18 protein-coding genes and 1 other RNA gene are annotated in these 19,262 nt (G+C 40.1%); 15 read left to right on the forward strand and 4 right to left on the reverse strand.

Features of this window, described 5'->3' with window-relative positions; genetic code table 11:
* The first annotated feature begins 26 nt into the window (after nt 1–26).
* From EM4838_RS06145 to EM4838_RS06155, 3 genes are read left to right on the forward strand one after another with little or no spacing between them, the layout of a single operon-like run.
* Nucleotides 27–551 (forward strand): hypothetical protein, encoded by a 525-nt coding sequence (locus EM4838_RS06145; protein WP_071867236.1) that lies wholly within the window; start codon nt 27–29, stop codon nt 549–551.
* A gap of 24 nt (nt 552–575) precedes the next feature.
* Nucleotides 576–1,139, forward strand: a complete 564-nt coding sequence (locus EM4838_RS06150) for a hypothetical protein (RefSeq protein WP_071867237.1) — start codon at nt 576–578, stop codon at nt 1,137–1,139.
* Nucleotides 1,140–1,144: 5 nt separating this feature from the next.
* Nucleotides 1,145–1,516 carry an LPXTG cell wall anchor domain-containing protein gene (locus EM4838_RS06155; RefSeq protein WP_071867238.1) on the forward strand — a complete coding sequence of 124 codons (372 nt, stop codon included), beginning with the start codon at nt 1,145–1,147 and terminating at the stop codon, nt 1,514–1,516.
* An 87-nt stretch (nt 1,517–1,603) separates the two neighbouring features.
* Here the strand turns inward: EM4838_RS06155 and EM4838_RS06160 are convergent, their stop codons facing one another.
* Complete coding sequence (locus tag EM4838_RS06160) at nt 1,604–3,994, reverse strand: PBP1A family penicillin-binding protein (protein WP_071867239.1); 2,391 nt, start codon at nt 3,992–3,994, stop codon at nt 1,604–1,606.
* Complete coding sequence (gene recU / locus EM4838_RS06165) at nt 3,984–4,625, reverse strand: Holliday junction resolvase RecU (RefSeq protein WP_071867240.1); 642 nt, start codon at nt 4,623–4,625, stop codon at nt 3,984–3,986. Before recU ends, EM4838_RS06160 begins: the two co-directional genes overlap by 11 nt.
* A gap of 64 nt (nt 4,626–4,689) precedes the next feature.
* On the opposite strand from recU, the gene EM4838_RS06170 reads away from it, so the two are divergent.
* The 7 genes from EM4838_RS06170 (at nt 4,690) to EM4838_RS06200 (ending at nt 10,406) form a co-directional block, all read left to right on the forward strand.
* Nucleotides 4,690–5,229 carry an SLOG family protein gene (locus EM4838_RS06170; RefSeq protein WP_010735546.1) on the forward strand — a complete coding sequence of 180 codons (540 nt, stop codon included), beginning with the start codon at nt 4,690–4,692 and terminating at the stop codon, nt 5,227–5,229.
* An 89-nt stretch (nt 5,230–5,318) separates the two neighbouring features.
* Nucleotides 5,319–5,732 (forward strand): cell division regulator GpsB, encoded by a 414-nt coding sequence (gpsB, locus tag EM4838_RS06175; RefSeq protein WP_071867241.1) that lies wholly within the window; start codon nt 5,319–5,321, stop codon nt 5,730–5,732.
* A gap of 18 nt (nt 5,733–5,750) precedes the next feature.
* An RNA gene (gene rnpB, locus EM4838_RS06180) (RNase P RNA component class B) lies at nt 5,751–6,121 on the forward strand.
* A gap of 298 nt (nt 6,122–6,419) precedes the next feature.
* Nucleotides 6,420–7,589 carry a THUMP domain-containing class I SAM-dependent RNA methyltransferase gene (locus EM4838_RS06185; protein ID WP_010735544.1) on the forward strand — a complete coding sequence of 390 codons (1,170 nt, stop codon included), beginning with the start codon at nt 6,420–6,422 and terminating at the stop codon, nt 7,587–7,589.
* Between the two features lie 81 nt (nt 7,590–7,670).
* Nucleotides 7,671–8,135 (forward strand): ASCH domain-containing protein, encoded by a 465-nt coding sequence (locus EM4838_RS06190; RefSeq protein ID WP_071867242.1) that lies wholly within the window; start codon nt 7,671–7,673, stop codon nt 8,133–8,135.
* 63 nt (nt 8,136–8,198) lie between these two features.
* Nucleotides 8,199–9,701 carry a carboxypeptidase M32 gene (locus EM4838_RS06195; RefSeq protein ID WP_071867243.1) on the forward strand — a complete coding sequence of 501 codons (1,503 nt, stop codon included), beginning with the start codon at nt 8,199–8,201 and terminating at the stop codon, nt 9,699–9,701.
* Nucleotides 9,702–9,731: 30 nt separating this feature from the next.
* Nucleotides 9,732–10,406 (forward strand): HD domain-containing protein, encoded by a 675-nt coding sequence (locus tag EM4838_RS06200; protein ID WP_071867244.1) that lies wholly within the window; start codon nt 9,732–9,734, stop codon nt 10,404–10,406.
* A gap of 181 nt (nt 10,407–10,587) precedes the next feature.
* Here EM4838_RS06200 and EM4838_RS06205 read toward each other — a convergent pair whose 3' ends face one another.
* Nucleotides 10,588–10,914: a hypothetical protein gene (locus EM4838_RS06205; protein WP_071867245.1), complete on the reverse strand. Its 327-nt coding sequence runs from the start codon at nt 10,912–10,914 to the stop codon at nt 10,588–10,590.
* A gap of 127 nt (nt 10,915–11,041) precedes the next feature.
* On the opposite strand from EM4838_RS06205, the gene EM4838_RS06210 reads away from it, so the two are divergent.
* A complete protein-coding gene (locus EM4838_RS06210; RefSeq protein WP_071867246.1) occupies nt 11,042–12,187 on the forward strand; it encodes a VanZ family protein in 1,146 nt (381 codons plus the stop codon).
* A gap of 75 nt (nt 12,188–12,262) precedes the next feature.
* Nucleotides 12,263–13,612, forward strand: a complete 1,350-nt coding sequence (locus EM4838_RS06215; protein ID WP_071867247.1) for a DEAD/DEAH box helicase — start codon at nt 12,263–12,265, stop codon at nt 13,610–13,612.
* 110 nt (nt 13,613–13,722) lie between these two features.
* Here EM4838_RS06215 and EM4838_RS06220 read toward each other — a convergent pair whose 3' ends face one another.
* Nucleotides 13,723–14,151 carry a GNAT family N-acetyltransferase gene (locus EM4838_RS06220; RefSeq protein ID WP_071867248.1) on the reverse strand — a complete coding sequence of 143 codons (429 nt, stop codon included), beginning with the start codon at nt 14,149–14,151 and terminating at the stop codon, nt 13,723–13,725.
* 360 nt (nt 14,152–14,511) lie between these two features.
* Here EM4838_RS06220 and alaS point away from each other — a divergent pair, with 360 nt between their 5' ends.
* The 3 genes from alaS (at nt 14,512) to EM4838_RS06240 (ending at nt 19,096) form a co-directional block, all read left to right on the forward strand.
* Nucleotides 14,512–17,154, forward strand: coding sequence for an alanine--tRNA ligase (gene alaS, locus EM4838_RS06230; RefSeq protein ID WP_071867249.1), 2,643 nt, complete (start codon nt 14,512–14,514; stop codon nt 17,152–17,154).
* 167 nt (nt 17,155–17,321) lie between these two features.
* Nucleotides 17,322–17,918 carry an ECF transporter S component gene (locus EM4838_RS06235; RefSeq protein ID WP_071867250.1) on the forward strand — a complete coding sequence of 199 codons (597 nt, stop codon included), beginning with the start codon at nt 17,322–17,324 and terminating at the stop codon, nt 17,916–17,918.
* Between the two features lie 38 nt (nt 17,919–17,956).
* Nucleotides 17,957–19,096 carry a cation diffusion facilitator family transporter gene (locus tag EM4838_RS06240; protein WP_071867251.1) on the forward strand — a complete coding sequence of 380 codons (1,140 nt, stop codon included), beginning with the start codon at nt 17,957–17,959 and terminating at the stop codon, nt 19,094–19,096.
* Nucleotides 19,097–19,262 lie beyond the last annotated feature (166 nt).

A 19,262-nucleotide genomic window follows, 5' to 3' on the forward strand; every position in this document is an offset into this window, starting at 1 on the left:
GATAATGACTAGGAGACGTTCAACCAATGAGTAAAACAAAACGAAGGAATCAACAAAAGAAACGACGGAAGAACGGCGTCTTATTGTTGTTTGTTTCTTTGTTGGTGATGGCTGTTGCTAGTTGGTATTGGTTTGGTCACAAAGAACCCACTCCAGTTATCAGCGCAGATTTGTTGCCTGAAATCAGTGATGCGAGTGATCAACGGATTTCTGAGCGTGCGCAAGAACTAGCAGATGCAAATTATTTCACCTTGCAGATCAACCCAGAAGCAGTTTTCGAAAATGGCAGAAGTCGTGGATCGATCGAAATCGTCAATCCTGGCACGAATGTTTATCCGATTGCGGTCGATATCACGATCAATGATACGAAAGAAGTGATTTATTCTTCTGGCGCGATTTATCCCAATCAATTGATTGAAGCGGTGTATTTGAAGCGACCTTTAGAAAAAGGAGAATATCCAGCAACAGCGACAGTCAATATCTATGATCCAGAAACCAAAGAAAAACAAGGCGTAACCGAAGCAGAAATCAGCATATTGATAAAAAATTAATCCAATTTAAGTGAGGCTACCTAAATGAAAAAAGCAACAAAATTAGTGTTAAGTATTCTAACAATTACAGGAGTATGTATTAGTGGAATTACCGCTTTTGCTAGTCCAGTCCAAACCATCGATGGGCGAGAAGGTGCAACTTCTGGAGATATCACTATAAAGGGGATCATCGGTGAATTTGATAATACAAAGCCTGGTCCAAATCCAGAAAATCTCGATCAATGGATCAATGTGACCCTACCGACGACAGCTATTTTCCGGACAACAGAAGAATCTGAGCATAAAAAGATTACTTCTCCGGCTTATCACGTGACGAACCATTCTGCGCTAAGTGTGCGGGCTTCCGTCTCAAATGTGACAGAAGTCAAAGAAATGAGCGAAGTGGATCGACTAACGATCAACACGATCGAATTATTCAACAAAGGAGTTTCGACAGTTACAGCTACGCCTTTATTCACCTTATCTGGTAATGAGGGGAATCATACAGTCGGTAACTTCCAATTTAGTGGGGATGCGACACCGAGAAATGCTTCCGTAGAAAGTAATCCGAGCTTTAAACTAGTATTGAATTTTGCAGTAGAGGAATAAAGCGAATGGAAAATCTACTATCAGATAGTACGATGAGGAAGTCTAGAAGTAAAAAATGGCAAGTTTTATCGGTACTACAAATACTTTTTATTATCAGCTTATCCTGTTCAACCATAGTTAAGGCAGAAGAGGTGCAATCTACTCACAATATCAGAGTATCTGGTACGATTGGATCAACTGTTGAAGAAACAAAAGAAGCAAACAAGCACCAGACACTAGTCGCTGATCTTTCTGCGATCACAAAACAAAATCTACCCGAAACAGGAACAGTAGTAAATCAACGAATTGTTTTCTTAGGTTATCTGTTGATTGGTATTTCTGGGGGAGTAGTTTTGTTTTCTAGAAAACGAAACTATCCTATTGAATACTTAAAATGATCGATCTAGTAGGGAAATGAGCGTTGAAAAATGACAGAAAACGAGTAAACAAAAAAGCCATCCGCAGAGGATGGCTTTTTTCTATGGTCAATCACTACTGTTTCTAGACGAAGATCGAGTAGAAGGTGCAGTTCGTGTCCCGCTGTCACCACCAGCAGCATTTGTATCTTCGGAACTTGGCGGCGTAGCAGAGGATTCAGGTGGTGCTTCCTCGCTAGAAGATGCTGGTGGTTCTGTAGAAGGCTCACTACTTGGTTCAGTTGGTTCACTACTTGGTGGCGTTGACTGTTCAGAGCTACTAGGTTCAGTCGTTGAGCTTGTAGAAGTCTCAGGAACAGTTTCGCTCGTTGAAGAATCTGGAACAGGAGTTACAGGGACGACCGCAGATGAAGAAGGAATCGTCGTTGACGGCACCGTAGCGTTTGAATTGCCAGATGATGATGCATTTCTAAAGAATAATTCACCACCAGAACGGTACAGTCCGTTAGGCATCGTCCAATCCGTATTTGTCACATTTGCGGAGACAAATTTCATCAATTCGCGATAAACATCTGAAGCTACATCTGTTCCAGTGGAAGTGATCGGAGTCATTTTATCATTGTATCCCGTCCACACAGAAATTGCATAATTCGGTGTGTAACCAGCAAATAAAATATCTGGATAAACGCCCGTTGAGGTACCTAACTTAGCATATTCCTCGTCCGTATAATTAGATGTTCCTGTTTTACCTGCTTGGATCAACCCTGGGATTGCGGCATTCGTACCGGTTCCGCGAGTAATCGTATCTTTCAAGATGTCAGTAACCATATACGCTGTCTCTTCAGACATCGCTCTTGTTCCTTCTGGTTCAAATGTTTCTTCAGTGCCATCTTGGAAAACGATCCGATTAACGTATTGTGGTTTATAGTAAGTACCACCGTTTGCTAAGGCAGCGTATGCTGCGGCCATTTTTTCAGAAGAAGCACCGTATTTTGTACCATCTTGTTGTTCAGTATTACTTGAAATCGCATTTGACTGATGGATCGTGCTATATTCGATCCCTAAGCTACTCAAGAATTCTGCAACTTTATCTGCGCCAACTTCATTGAAGAGCTTGACTGCTGGGACGTTTCTTGAAAGGTATAACGCTTGGCGCAAGGTGACCATTCCCATGTAACGGTTGTCCCAGTTCGAAACAGGAATAGAAGTTCCTTCATAATTGTAAGGTGCATCGGCGATCAATTTGCCAGTAGAATAGTTCAATTCTTCAAATGCTGGCGCGTAGTCAGTGATCGGTTTCATGGTTGAACCAAAGTCACGAGAGGTATTAACAGCTAAGTTATTACCTAAAGCGACATCATCCGGAATGTTTCTTCCACCGATCTGCGCGGTGACTTGTCCAGTATTGACATCGATCAACGTAGTGGCTACTTGCATTTGATCATCTGGATATGCAACGTATTGATCTGTATTCACCACATCATATAAGTGTTTTTGGGCATTCAAGTCTAAGTTCGTATAAATATCTAAGCCATCGGTATAGACATTCTTGTCTGTTTTAGCATGGACTTCATTGATGACCTCTTTGACATAATTGTCGACGATCCGTGTATTAGTGTCTTCTTGGGTTAATTCTTGTAACCCATCCGTGATCGGTGTATTGATCGCTGTATCGTACTCTGTTTGAGAGATTTTTTCGTTTTGGAGCATCGTGTACAAGACAGTATCACGACGTTTTTTTGCTTGCTCTGGAAACTGGTAAGGATCATAAGCTGACGGTGCTTGAGGCATTCCTGCTAAAAGCGCGGTTTGCGGTAAATTCAATTCGCTTAATGTTTTTCCAAAGTAAGATTGAGCCGCTGTTTCCATGCCATAAAGACCGTTAGACATATAGACTTTGTTGACATAGTAGGTCAATATCTCTTGTTTTGATTTCGTTTGTTCCAGTCTGACAGCCATCCAGGCTTCTTGGGCTTTACGTCTGATTGTTTGGTCTTCGGTACTAGTCGAGAAGAAAGAGAGCTTGATCAGCTGCTGAGTCAACGTACTACCACCTTGTAAGCCGCCAGATGTAAAGTTGGATAATGCGGCACCGATGATCCGAACAGGGTCGACACCGATATGTTTGTAAAATCTTCGGTCTTCGACTGAAACGATGGCATCTTCAAGTGTCTTTGGCAGTTCATTGGCAGAAATTTTTTCTCTTTTTTCTGCTCCTAGATCCTCAAATAACTCGCCATCTTTCGTATAAAGTTTTGACGAAACTGTTGCATCCAGTTTTTCGTCTGTCAAAGCAGGAGCATCTTTGGCATAAAACCAAAAAAGTCCGACCCCTGCGAGAAAAGCGACACAGATCAAGGAAAGACCAATTAAAAGAATACGTGTGATCAATCCTTTTCGATCTTTTCCAGTGCCTTTTTTCGTTGATTGTTTTCCTCTTTTCTTTGGAGAAGAAGAGGAGGTGCTTCTTTTAGAAGATCTCGTTTGATTAGTTGGCATTCTTTGGTTCTCCTTCATTAGATTCTAAGTACTGGTCGATTGCTTGCAAGTATGGAACACGAGGGGCAAAGCCACTTGGAATCTCGATTCCTAATTCTTCAATCAATGAAAGCGGCAAGGATTTCCTTCCTTGTGTCTGTTGTTCGTGCCAATAGTGGACTAAATGTGTACTATCTAAATAAAAACAACGCTGTAAGGCAGAAAACCATAAAAGGACAAAACAGATTCCTCCTTGTTTTTGACAAGCTTCCATATGTGAGATTTGATGGGGATGAAAATTTTTAAATGGAAATGAAGTTTTGTTTTTTGTCTCTTTTGCTTCAAAATCCAAATAGAAACCTCGATAGACACCGTTATAATCAGTTGTGGAAGCCTGTGTAAAATAAGCTTCTTTAATGACAGCGGCACTACGTCGAGGATAGTCAACTTTTACGATTTGAACCGGTGTTGGCTTTTTATGGATAACGGCCATTTGATGTGCCAGATAATACTCGTTGCTTTCATTGATGGCTTCTTCAAATCGCATCCCGCGATTGCCAAACTCCGTATTTGGGTTCCTTTTTACTTGTTTTTTTTCTTTGGACGAGGCATCCTTGATATAAGGACGGCCATTTGGATAGCGTAAAACCATGATCGAATCACTCTCCTAGGCCACATTATAGCAAAAAAGCACAGAGAAAGAAAAGGAAACTGGAATGGATACAATAAAAGTAATGTATATCTCTGGTTATCGCAGTTTTGAATTAGGTATATTCAAAGATAATGACCCTAAAATGACAGTTATTAAAAAAGTTTTAAAAAATGAATTGACCCAATTGGTGGAAGAAGGATTGGAATGGGTGATCATCAGCGGTAACTTAGGCGTCGAATTATGGGCAGGTGAAGTCGTCGCTGAAATGAAGACGGATTATCCAGAATTGAAGCTTGGGATCATTTATCCGTTTGCAGAGTTTGGCAATGGCTGGAATGAGAACAATCAGGAAAAGAAAAGGCTGGTAGAACAGCTTTCTGACTATCGTGAGTCGGTGAGTCACCAACCCTATCAATCACCAAGTCAACTAAGAAATCATACCCAATTTATTCTACAACATACGGACGGGACACTATTGATTTATGATCCAGAATATCCTGGAAAAACAGACTATTTTTTTAAGGATGCACAAAAATATCAAGGGAGTCATCCTTATGAGATTCGAACCGTCAGCATGGATGATTTGCAAAATTTTAGTGAATAAAATAATATAGTGTTTGATTTATCAAGTCTTTTCCGATACAATAAAAAAGTAGAAACGTTAATACGTAAATGAGAACTAGAGGTGTAAATATGGCGAATTTGATTTATAGTCCTAAAGACATTTTACAACAAGAATTCAAAACAAAAATGCGCGGATATGATCCGATCGAAGTGGACGAATTCTTAGACAATATTATCAAAGATTATGAGAATTACAGCAAACAACTCCTTGCTTTACAAGAAGAAAACGATAAATTAAGTGCAAAAGTCGCTCAATTGTCGAAAAACCAAGGAGCAGCTCCAAGTCGTGCACAACAAACAGAAACTCCTAAAAGTGCGGCAGTAACGAATTTTGATATTTTAAAACGTTTATCAAATCTTGAACGTGAAGTATTTGGTAAAAAATTAGATGCACAAGCAGGAAATGTACCACCAGTAACACCTAATCCAAACAACTATACATCAACAAATGAACATGACAACGAAGCAACACGTCAGTTTTAAGCAATGAATCGATTTGTGGTTTTCGGGTAATCGCGGTCTGGCTTTGACCAGACTGAGGAAAGTCCATGCTCGCACAGGCTGTGATGCCTGTAGTGTTCGTGCTTAGCGAAAAAATAAGCTAAGGTACTCTTTTAGAGTAACGGCAGGAAAACAAGCTAAGGTTTCGGCTATGCTTCAGTATCCTTGAAAGTGCCACAGTGACGAAGCGAATGAGGAAACTTGTTCGGTGGAACGCGGTAAACCCCTCGAGCGAGCAACCCAAACAACGGTAGGGGCGCTTTTTGTCGGGGAATCAGAACGAGACAAAAGGGCAGTTGATCTGCAGATAGATGGTTACCGCTTTGTTTTTTCTCCCTGGAAAAACAAAGTACAGAACATGGCTTATAGAAAACCACATCTTCAGGGAATAAATCGATAGGCGAATAACAGCCTAAAAAATCAGTACTAAGAATAGCTTTTTTTCTACGTCAGGCCTTTTCACATTGAAAAGATCGGATGTAGGGAATTTAGAAGAGGGTGTGACGGAAGCGCACAGCTCCAAGAATTAAGCAGCAACATACGAAAATAGCTTATCGTATTTTTGGGTGTTGTTGCTTATTTTCTAAGGGCTGCTTCTGCCACACCATTTGTTTGATTATAGAGGACGAAGGTCATCATGCCTCTTTTTTGATTGATAAGGAGAATACAATGGATAAAAATAGAGAATTCAATTTAATAGCGACAGCGGCAAGCGGGCTAGAAGCATTAGTAGGAAAAGAACTTAGAGATCTTGGCATCGAGTGCCAAGTCGAAAATGGTCGTGCGCGTTTCAAAGGAACGATGGAAACGATTGCTACAACAAATCTATGGTTACGTACAGCAGATCGCATCAAGATCGTCGTGGGTGAGTTTGATGCCCGTACGTTTGATGAGTTATTTGAGCAAGTCAAAGCGTTACCATGGGAAGACTACCTTCCGTTAGACGCCTCTTTCCCTGTTGCAGGAAAATCGATCAAATCGACGCTTTATAGTACACCAGACTGTCAAGCCATCACTAAGAAAGCAATTGTTGAAAGACTACGTACGTATTATCATCGTCCGTCTACTGTGCCGTTGACAGAAACCGGCGCACATTTCCAACTAGAAGTTGCTTTACTGAAAGATCATGTGTTAGTGACCCTTGATACGACTGGTCCAAGTTTATTCAAACGCGGTTATCGTTTAGAAAAAGGTGGTGCCCCATTAAAAGAAAATATGGCAGCAGCTTTAGTGATGTTGACGAACTGGCGAAAAGATCGTCCGTTTTATGATCCAGTTTGTGGTTCAGGAACACTGTGTATCGAAGCTGCACTGATCGGTCATAATATCGCCCCTGGTTTCAATCGTGAATTTGTGTGTGAGACGTGGGATTGGTTCGATCCGGCTATCATGGAAAAAGTTCGTGCAGCAGCAGAAGAACAGGCAGATTATGATATCGAATTAGATATCACTGGGTCTGATATCAATGGTCAATTGATCGGTATCGCCAGAGCCAATGCGGAAGAGATCGGTTTAGGCGATTCCATCACCTTCCAACAACGGGCAGTGAAGGACTTCAAAACGGAAAAAGAATACGGCGTGATCGTTGCTAATCCCCCTTATGGTGAACGCTTAGGCGAAGAAGAATCCGTTCGTCGTCTCTACAAAGAAATGGGTGAGGTTTTCCGACCATTGAAAACGTGGAGTAAGTACATCTTGACAAGTGATTTGGCATTTGAAGAATTTTACGGACAAAAAGCAACAAAAAAACGTAAATTATACAATGGTGCATTGCGCACAGATCTGTTCCAATATTGGGGAACTCGTCCACCAAGAAAAGAACGGACTGAAAACGAATAACTAGGATATAAGTATGGACACCTAAAAAACATGGTTGGGACTTTAAGACCTTTGACCCTATGATTTTTGGAGGAATTGAAAATGAATGAACAAGCAAAAAAGTATTGGAAAGAATTTTGGCAAGGTGAACTCCCTCCAACAAATGTTACTGCAGAGCAGTGGGGTTGGGAAGGAACACCGATGGCAGATGAGTTGGCAGACTTGATTTTAAAGGGGATCAAAACGGCGTCATGTTCATCATACGATGAATGCCTGTATTACGATGAAGACCCTTTGTCTAAAATCGGAAGTTATACCATTGTTTTAAATAGTAAAGACGAACCTGTAGGCATCATAAAATATACAGATATGACGATAATGCCGATGAATGAAGTAACAGAAGAAATTGCCCGTGCTGAGGGTGAGGGTGATTTGAGCTATGATTACTGGTATAAAGTTCATAAAAAATTTTTTAGGGAATTAATGCCCCAAATTGGAAAAGAATTTTATGAAGAGATGCCCCTTGCTGTTGAACGGTTTGAATTAATCAACGCAAAGGAAATGTAGTAAATGTAAGTGAGCGATAACTATTGGATAAATGATAACTAGGATAAGTTGGAGGATTTTTGGATGAATGAAAAGGAATTTTTGAAAGAAGTCAAAGAAATCGATTTAATGAGTCAAGCGTTAACAGTATTGGACTGGGATATCCAAACAGGTATGCCAGAAAAATCAAGTGAAGAACGCAGTGAAGTCAACAGTTATTTATATGGGCTATATTTCTCAAAAAAAGTCGGACCGAAAATCGCAGAAGCAATCGAATACTTCTCTGCGCACCCTGACGAGTTGTCTGAAGTCGGAAAAACGGTTTTTGAGAAAGTCAAAGAAGACTATGAATTAGAGCATAAAGTACCGGAAGAATTGATGATTGCATTAACTTCTGCGACTTCTAAAGCCCACACAAAATGGCAAGAATCGCGTGAATCAAACCAATTTGCTGATTTTGAATCCGCGTTATCTGAGAACATCAAGATCACAAAACAGTTGATCCCATATTGGCGTAAAGAGGAGAAAACAGACTATGATGTGCTGTTGAATCAATATGAGCCAGGAATGACTGTAGAGATCTTAGACCAAGTATTTGACCAAGTCAAAGAAGGTATTATATCCATCCGTCAAGCCTTAGTCGAAAAAGGAACAGCACCCGAAACGGATTTTCTTTCACGTAAAATGACGAAGGAACAACAAAAACGCTTTGTAGTCGGTGTGATCAAACAGTTAGGCTATGATTTTTCTAGAGGTCGCTTAGATGACACGATCCATCCATTTATGATCGGGATCAACCGTAATGATGTCCGCATCACGACACGTTGGAATGAAGAGGACTTCAAAATGGCAACGTTTGGAGTGATCCATGAAGCCGGACACGGGATGTATGAACAAAATATTGATGAAAAATATACGTATACACCAGTAGGCGAAGGCACATCAATGGGCATCCATGAGTCGCAATCACTTTTCAATGAAATCATTGTCGGCAGCAACCGCAGTTTCTGGGAAAAGCAGTACCCATTCTTCCAAGAGTGTGCTGAAGGAACCTTTGATGATATTTCTTTTGATGATTTCTATCGTTCATTACAGTATACAAAAGCAAGCTTGATTCGGATCGAAGCAGACAGTTTGACGTATCCATTACACATCATTATACGTTATGAGATCGAAAAAATGATGTTCAATGAAGGGTTAGAAGTTGAGAAATTACCAGAAGTATGGAACCAAAAATATGAAGAGTATTTAGGTATCCGTCCAACAAACGATTTAGAAGGGATCTTGCAAGATGTCCATTGGTCAGGTGCAAGTTTTGGTTACTTCCCATCTTATGCGTTAGGATTCATGTATGCTGCACAATTATTACATGCAATGAAAAAAGATATCGCTGTTGATGAGATTTTAGCTTCTGATGATTACTCACCGATCAAAGAGTGGATGACAGAAAAAATCCATCAGTACGGCGCATCAAGAAAACCAAATCAATTGATCCAAGATGCGACAGGAGAAGCATTGAATCCGCAGTACTTGATCGATTTTATGCGAAAACTTTACTTTAGCGTTTATGGTGTTGAAGAAGTCTAAAAAATTCTCTAATAGAAGGTGAAAGCGGCAGTGGATAAATTAAGTGAAATTGCTAACTACAGCATGGCACAATTGTCTTTGGATCGTTCAGGACATGGTGTGGACCATACGAATCGAGTAGTCGAACTTTCTCGACAAGTCCTTGAGACACTACCGCAAGCCGATTCTTTTATCACGCTGGCAGCGGCATATCTACACGATACGATCGATGATAAAGTGGTCGAAGATGAAGAGCAAGCGAAAGAAGGACTCAGAGTCTTTTTGGCAAACATCGGAGTGGCAGAATCAGAGATTCATCAAATCTTTCATATCATCGAAAATATGTCTTTTTCAAAAAGTTTGTCTGATAACGTCGAATTGTCCTTAGAAGGCAAGATCGTACAGGATGCAGATCGTTTAGAGGCGTTAGGTGCGATGGGTATCTTACGTACAGCATATTATGGAGGACATAAGGGGCATCCGATTTTTGACCCAGTTATCCAGCCAATCAATTATACGAACAAACAAGAGTATCGTAAAGGTTCGACAGTCATCAATCATTTTTATGAAAAATTGTTGTTACTGCCAGATCAAATGAATACGGAATTTGCGAAGCAAGAAGCAAAACGACGTGAAGCGTTCATGCGTGAATTTCTAGAGGAGTTCTACAAAGAATGGTTTGTGGGCGAGGATTCACTTGATGCACAAACCTGGCGTAACCGATAATTAAATCAAAAGACATGTCTTGACCATTCGTCCTCTTGCGTCATCTAAAATCAAATAGACGGCGGGAACAGAAGGAAGTTCTTCGTAAAATAAGGCGTCATCCACAAAAAGTTGAAAAACAATTTTCGTGGATAACGCCTTATTTTTTGAGGCTAAACACGTCTGTCTCGACCTCATCTTTCTATTTGTTTTTTTTTCGAATTTGCTTGATCCTTAACAAAGCTCGGAAGATATTCAACAAAAATAATAAAGTAGCAATACCAATCGGTACCCAGATCAAATAGACAGAATAGCCAAGTTCTGCAGAAAGTTCTGCACTTGAAGTATGTGAAAGCTCAGAGAGTGCTTGTTGCCATGTCTGTAGGTTGAAAACAAGCATAAAGCCTGCGATGATCAATAGAATAAAGCCTAAGTAATGGATCGATGTCCGCTTACGAATCAATGCAAAGACTAAATACAGAATAAGTAAAAATGCTGGAACACCAAATACAAAATAAATATTAAGCAAAATGAATCGCCTCCTCATAATAATCATACTTCAATTGATAGGAATTTAAAAATAATTTAGTCATTACTTGCATTCTTTTCACCAATATTGCTAAGATAACTGTATTCAAAGGAGGTCTTTTTGTTTTATGGCAAGTTATATCGAGCCGATTCGTTTTGCGTTGATTGTCTTTCCTTTTCTCGCATTGGCGATTTCTGCTATCTTTTTTATTTATGAATACCGAAAGTATGGAACGTTTCTCCTAACTAGAGCGGTCATTTTATATTCATTTGTCTTTTATCTATTATGTGCTTACTTTTTAGTGATTTTACCTTTACCTACTAAGGAAGCTGTTGCGCAAATGACAGGTCCAAAAATGGAATTACACCTATTTGCGTCTTGGGAGAACTTCAGAGCGAATACAGTCCTCGTCTTGTCCGATCCGAGTACCTATTTACCTGCGATGCGACAAAGTGTTTTTTTAGAGCCATTATTCAATGTCTTTTTACTTTTACCGTTTGGCATCTATTTAAGGTATTATTTCCGACTGTCCTTTGTCAAAACGGTCTTTGCAAGTTTCTGCCTCTCTCTATTTTTTGAGTTGACACAATTAACAGGTCTTTACTTTATCTATCCACGTCCGTATCGATTATTCGATGTCAATGATTTACTAACGAATACATTTGGCGGAATGCTTGGCTATCTTGTGACGCCAATCTTTACGTTTATGTTGCCAACAAGAGCGAGAATGGATGAAGTATCGTATGAAAAAGGCAAGACAGTCTCTTTGACACGCCGTCTGCTTGCCTATTTGATCGATTGGTTTTTCTTATCTATTTGTTCGTCGATCATCGGATTGGTAGCCGGATTATCGTTTGGAAGTAGCGAGTTCACTTCCTACAGTTGGTGGTTGTTCGTGCAAGTCTTTCTATATTTCATGATCCTTCCTTTCTTAACGAATGGCAGAACACTTGGAAAAAAAATCGTCCGGATCAAGCTAGTTGAAGATGGCAGAGAACGAATCAGATTTCGTGCGTTGTTCATTCGCTATGCGTATCTCTATTTCTTGTTTTATGGGCTAGGCTGGTTGAGTCAATTAGTTGGTCCAGTCATCAATCAAGCGACTGGTGTCACACAGATGAGTGCAGTGTTCATTTTCTTATGTACCTTGGTCGCACAGTTCATTTTCGGTCTGAATCTATTCTTATCTTTTATCCGCAAAAAGAGAGTTTTATTCTATGAGAAAGCGAGTCATACTTACACGATCAGTACGATCAAAGATAGAAAAGCCTGACCTTTTCAAGCAAAATAAGCAAATTTATGGTATAATTCCAAAGTCGTGAAAAATACAAAGAGAAGAGGTGTCGAAATGAGTCATTTTAAACAATTCAATTTTCATCCGTTTATCAACGAAGCGTTAGCAGAAAAAGGGTTCCAACAACCAACAGAAGTGCAAGAACGATTGATTCCTTTGATTTTAAAAGGGAAAAATATCATCGGACAATCACAAACTGGTTCAGGAAAAACGCATACGTTTCTTTTGCCTCTATTTCAAAAAATCAATGCCAATAAAGAAGAAGTCCAAGTGGTGATCACAGCACCAAGTCGTGAACTGGCGACACAGATCTATGAAGCTGCTGTTCAAATCGCTAAGTTTTCCGATCCAGAGATTCGCGTATCGAATTTTGTCGGCGGAACAGACAAACAACGTCAATTAAATCGCTTGAATCACCAACAACCGCAAATCGTTGTCGGTACACCAGGGCGTATCCTTGACATGATGAATGAGCAAGCTTTAAAGATCCATACAGCCTTTGCTTTCATCGTGGATGAAGCAGATATGACCTTAGATATGGGATTCCTGAATGAAGTTGATCAAATCGCTAGCCGCTTGCCAGAAAAATTACAATTTTTAGTTTTCTCAGCAACGATTCCAGAAAAATTACGCCCATTCTTGCGTAAATATATGGAAAATCCAATCATCGAAGAAATCAAGCCAAAAGCAGTGATCTCAGAAGATATCGAGAATTGGTTAGTTTCAACAAAAGGAAAAGATAAGAATCAAACGATCTATCAATTACTGACGATCGGGCATCCTTATTTAGCAATCGTCTTTGCAAACACGAAACAACATGTAGATGAAATCGCTGATTACTTGAAAAACCAAGGACTGAAAATAGCGAAGATCCATGGAGATATCACTCCTCGTGAACGTAAGCGTGTGATGCGCCAAGTGCAAAACTTAGAGTATCAATATGTAGTTGCGACAGACTTAGCTGCTCGTGGTATTGATATCGAAGGTGTTTCTCATGTCATCAATGCGGAGGTTCCAGAAGATCTAGATTTCTTTATCCACCGTGTCGGTCGTACTGGTAGAAATGGCTTAAAAGGAACAGCGATCACTTTATATGCACCAAGTGATGAGCCATTGATCGAAGGCATCGAAAAAATCGGGGTTGTCTTTGAGCCAATGGAAATCAAAAATGGTGAAATCGTTAAAACCTATGACCGTAACCGTCGGACGAAACGAGAAAAATCAAAAGATAGTCTTGACCCAACACTGATTGGTTTAGTCAAAAAGAAAAAGAAAAAGATCAAACCTGGTTACAAGAAAAAAATCGACTGGGCAATTGCGGAGAAAAATAAAAAAGACCGTAAGATCGAAAAACGTCAACAAACGCGTACAGCCAGAAAAAATAAAAAGAATTCCAACAAATAAAAGCAGTCATGAGCGAATCACGCTGCCCTTGACTATCAGCCCCAAAAACCTAAATAGTAAATCTATTTTTGGTTTTGGGGCTGATTTTTTTTATGAATAAACAGTTTATATTAGGAGAACTGTTTTCGCATCTGTTGACAAAGGATACCGTCTTCGATCAGTGGGTCTGAGAAACTCTGATAGCCTTGCTTTTCGTAGAAAGGAACGGCGGGGAGCTCTGCAATCAAATAGATTTCTTTGAATGCTTCATTTATTGCTCGTTTTTCTGCCAATTGAAGCATTTCTCTGCCAATCCCACGTTTGCGCCAGTCTTTTGCGACACAAAAACGATCAAATTGGATTTGCTCATCGCTTTGTTTTTGGTAACGCAAGGTAGCAATTGGCTGTTCGTTATGGATCATGACAAGGTTCGGGTAATAGGCATCCTTACCGTCAAATTCTAAATGAGCAGGTATTTCTTGCTCTAACACGAATACGTCATAACGTAAAACGTAACTGCTGGCTTTTATCCATTCTTCGGTTCCAAAATACGTTTCCATTATTTTGCCTCCTTTTGGATTCTTTCTTGATTATAGCAAGGAAAACGTAGACCGCAAACAATGAAAAATCAAAAAGTAGGATTGACAGCATCGCTAAGAATACGTATACTGATAAAGTACAAAAAGGACATAGTTTGTTTTAGACTGACTCACAGAAAATTCTTTCTCGGCTGAAAAAAGAATAGTCACTGTTCAAACTGCTCCCTTTTTCAATTTGATAGAAATATCAACGCGACTCAGCGTTAACGAGTTTAAGAGGTAATGAGTAAACATCATTGCAATCAAGGTGGTACCGCGAGTTTTCGTCCTTGGCTGTAATGGTGTTTTTTGTCGTTTATTATGTAGAAAGAAGGTAAAACAATGAAAAAATTAAGCAGTGCAGAAGTACGTCAAATGTTTTTAGACTTTTTCCAAGAAAAAGGACATACGATCGAACCTAGTGCTTCACTAGTACCGGTCAATGATCCAACCTTATTATGGATCAACTCAGGAGTGGCGACACTAAAGAAATATTTTGATGGGTCTGTTGTACCAGACAATCCAAGAATCACGAATGCGCAAAAATCGATTCGGACGAATGATATCGAAAATGTTGGGAAAACAGCTCGTCATCATACGATGTTTGAAATGTTAGGGAACTTCTCGATCGGCGATTATTTCAAAGAAGAGGCAATCCACTGGGCATGGGAATTTTTAACAAGTCCAAAATGGATGGCGTTTGATCCTGAGAAATTATATGTCACTGTTTATCCAAAAGATACAGAAGCAAAACGTATCTGGCACGAAGAAGTTGGGTTATCTCTTGACCATATCGTGGATGTAGAAGATAACTTTTGGGATATCGGTGCTGGACCATGTGGTCCAGATACAGAGATTTTTTATGATCGTGGCGAAGCCTATAATGACTTGGAAGAAGATGATCCTGAAAACTATCCTGGTGGCGAAAATGAACGTTATCTTGAAATCTGGAACTTAGTATTCTCAGAGTTCAACCACAAACCAGATAATACGTTTGAACCTCTTCCACATAAAAACATTGATACGGGCATGGGCTTAGAACGAATGGTTTCCATCGTTCAAGATGCACCAACCAACTTTGAAACAGATTTATTTATGCCGATCATCCATGCAGTTGAGCAATTGAGCAACAAAGTAAAATACGGTGAGGATGCCTTAACTGATATTTCATATAAAGTAATCGCAGACCATATCCGCGCATTATCTTTTGCAATCGGTGACGGGGCATTGCCTTCAAATGAAGGACGCGGCTATGTGTTGCGCCGTTTGTTGCGTCGAGCAGTCATGCACGGAAAAAAATTAGGGATCGAGCAAGCTTTCTTATACCGTTTAGTGCCTGTTGTTGGCGAAATCATGGAGAGCTACTACCCTGAAGTGTTGGAGCAAAAAGAATTTATCGAAAAAGTCGTTCGTACGGAAGAAGAACGTTTCAATGAAACGATCAACGAAGGTCTTGAGATCTTGAATCAAGTGATCAAAGAGGTAAAACAAGCAAACGGAACAACGCTTGCTGGAAAAGATATCTTTAAACTTTACGATACGTATGGATTCCCAGTCGAATTGACAGAAGAAGTGGCGGAAGATGAAGGATTGAATGTCGATCACGCAGGCTTTGAAACAGAAATGCAGGCGCAACGTGAGCGCGCGCGTGCGGCTCGTAATACAGAAACATCGATGGGTGTTCAATCTGCTTTATTGACAGATATCAAAGTAGACAGCAAATTCATCGGTTATGACCATATTGAATCTGACAGTGAATTACTAGTGATCGTCCAAGACGAAACAATCGTCAGTGAACTATCGGATGGGGAAGCTCAATTGATCTTTGATCAAACACCATTTTATGCTGAAATGGGTGGACAAGTAGCCGATCAAGGTTGGATCATTGATGCAGCTGGTGAAACAGTAGCTAATGTGACCGATGTTCGTAAAGCACCAAATGGACAATTCTTGCATAAAGTAGAAGTCCTTTCTGAAATCAAAGAAGGAAACACCTATCATTTATTGATCGATGAACCAAGACGTAACCGAATCGTCAAAAACCATACGGCTACTCACTTATTGCACAAAGCATTAAAAGAAGTATTAGGCGATCATGCCAACCAAGCAGGTTCATTGGTTGCACCAGGCCATTTACGTTTTGACTTCACACATTTTGGGCAGATCACAAGTGAAGAATTGGCGAAAATGGAACAAATCGTGAACGAAAAAATCTGGGAAGCGATTCCTGTCGAAACCATCGAAACAGATATCGACACAGCGAAAAACATGGGCGCAATGGCATTGTTTGGCGAAAAATATGGCAATGAAGTCCGCGTGGTCAATATCGGCGGTTGGTCGATCGAATTATGTGGTGGTACGCATGTCGGTAATACCGAAAACATCGGAATCTTTAAAATCGTTTCTGAATCAGGGATCGGTGCAGGGGTTCGTCGGATCGAAGCGGTGACAAGTAAAGAAGCTTATGAATTGTTGGAAAGCGAAGAACAACAACTAAAAGAAGTTGCGGCAATCGTGAAATCACCACAATTGAAAGAAGTCGTAGCTAAAGCAGAACAATTGCAACAACAAGTAAGAGAACTACAAAAAGAAAATGAACAATTGGCAAGTAAGTTAGCCAACCAACAAGCAGGGGATATTTTCAAAAATCCAGAGACGATCAATGGCAAAACGATCATCACTGCGCAAGTTAAAGTAAAAGATATGAATCAATTGCGTCAATTAGCTGATCAATGGAAACAAAAAGCAGTTTCAGATATTCTTGTCTTGGCAAACGAACAAGAAGGTAAAGTCAGCTTGTTAGCAGCAATGACACCTGAAGCAAATGAAGCAGGCTTAAAAGCCGGCGATTTGATCAAAGCAATCGCACCGAAAGTCGGCGGTGGTGGCGGTGGTCGTCCAGATATGGCGCAAGCAGGTGGAAAAAACCCAGCGGGTATCTCAGACGCATTGACAGAAGCAAAAACATGGTTAGAAAATAAATAGAAGCAAGCGTAGGTTTTTACTACAAATAAATGGCAAGCGAGTTTGGGCTGATTTCCCAAACTCGTTGCTTTATTTTCATTGGCTCAACGGTTATTGCTATGTACACATTTATTGACAAATCAACAAAACGCTATAGGATTAGAGTAAAGCAAACAGGGGGAGATTCAATGAATAGCAAAAACAAAACATTTCGGTTAGTACTTCGTGCCATTTTGTTAGCCATCATTATCGTTCAATCAATGATTCCATGGTTAGGCTTTATTCCATTAGGTTTTATTAGCTTGACGATCATCCATATCACAGTGATCGTAGCGGCCGTAGTATTAGGACCGAAAGATGGCATGTTGATCGGCTTGTTCTGGGGAATTGCGACGATCATCCGTGCCTACGCGATGCCAACTACACCCTTCGATACATTGGTTTTCACCAATCCAATCATCTCAGTTGTACCCAGAGTTTTAGTGGGACTCGTTGCTGGCTTTGTATTCCATTGGTTGTATAAGCGTTCATCGACGATCGTCGTACCGGCTGTTGTAGCTGGAATACTAGGCTCTTTAGTCAATACGGTCCTTGTTTTAGGATTGATGGGCTTATTTTATACGAATGCCACAGCTCAAGCTTATGGTGTCGATGCTTCGGTCTTGTTCAAGACACTTGCTGGAATTGCAGCAATCAATGGGATTCCAGAAGCTATCGGCGCAGGGATCATCACACCATTACTCGCCAAAGCATTATTTGCAGCAACACCTTTAAAACCTGAATGATATAAGATCAGCAATCACAGATAAAAGGAGTCACAAATTTGGCAAAGAAACAAGAAACACTGACAGCAAAAGAACGAACAAAAAAAGCATTGATGGCAGGAGTATGGGGTCTGTTAACTAATGTGATCCTATTCGTTGCGAAATTGATGATCGGACTACTCTCTGGAAGTGTGTCAATCATGGCGGATGCCATCAACAGTTTGTCGGATACCGCTTCTTCTGTTTTGACTTTGATTGGCTTCAAAATCGCGGCAAAACCAGCAGATCCGGAGCATCCTTATGGACACGAACGTTTTGAATATATTAGTGGATTATTCGTGTCTCTCATCATCACGTACGTCGGATTCCAGTTCTTACACTCCTCAATTGAAAAAATCATCGATCCGGAAAATATTGCGCTATCACCGATCATCTTTTTAGTTTTAGTCTTTTCGATTGCTTTAAAAGTTATTCAGGGGCGTATGTACAAGAGAACTGCAAAAATGATCGATTCGGAAACCTTACATGCAACTGCCAAAGACAGTTATAATGATGTATATACGACATTTGCTGTTTTACTCTCAGCTTCTGTCGAATGGTTAACAGGTTGGCGCGTGGATGGCTATATTGGCTTCTTGTTAGCACTTTACATCTTGTACAGCGGCGTAATGATGTTAAGAGAATTCGTGTATGAATTATTAGGTAGCCGTCCCACTGTCGAACAGATCCAGGCGATGGAGGAGCAGCTGAATGGCTATACGAAAATCCTCGGTTATCATGACTTGTTAGTTCATAATTACGGACCAAATCAGCGCTTTGCTTCTGTTCATGTGGAAGTGGATGATCGGCTAGATTTAAATGAAGCGCACAAGATCATGGACATCATCGAAAAAGACTTCAAAAAATCTTTGGGTGTAGAATTAGTCTGTCATCTAGATCCGGTACCAGTTGATAATGAGAATTATCAAGAGATTCTCAATGAGTTGAAAAAAATCATCAATGAGACAGCAGAAGGCTTGAAAATCCATGATTTTCGCATGATCCATAAAGGCCAGATCCTACAATTTGATGTCGTTGTTCCTGAAGGTACACGTTTGTCAGATGAGGAATTAGAGCGCATGATGCGTATCCAAATAGAAAAGAGAGTTGGTGAGTATCATTTGGATATCACCTTTGACCATAACTATTTGCTTTTTTAACACTTTGCTTAAAAAAAGATATGGGCTGTTCTGTCATTCATGTGGACATCTGGCGCCATAAGATTTTAATAAAAGAGTTTGACTTAAATAAAATAAGCAAAAAGCCTGAAAATATTTTTGTATTTTTGGGTTTTTTGCTTATTTTTGCAAGAAGGAATCTGGAATA

It is taken from the genome of Enterococcus mundtii, from assembly GCF_002813755.1.
Taxonomy (GTDB): Bacteria; Bacillota; Bacilli; order Lactobacillales; family Enterococcaceae; genus Enterococcus_B; species Enterococcus_B mundtii.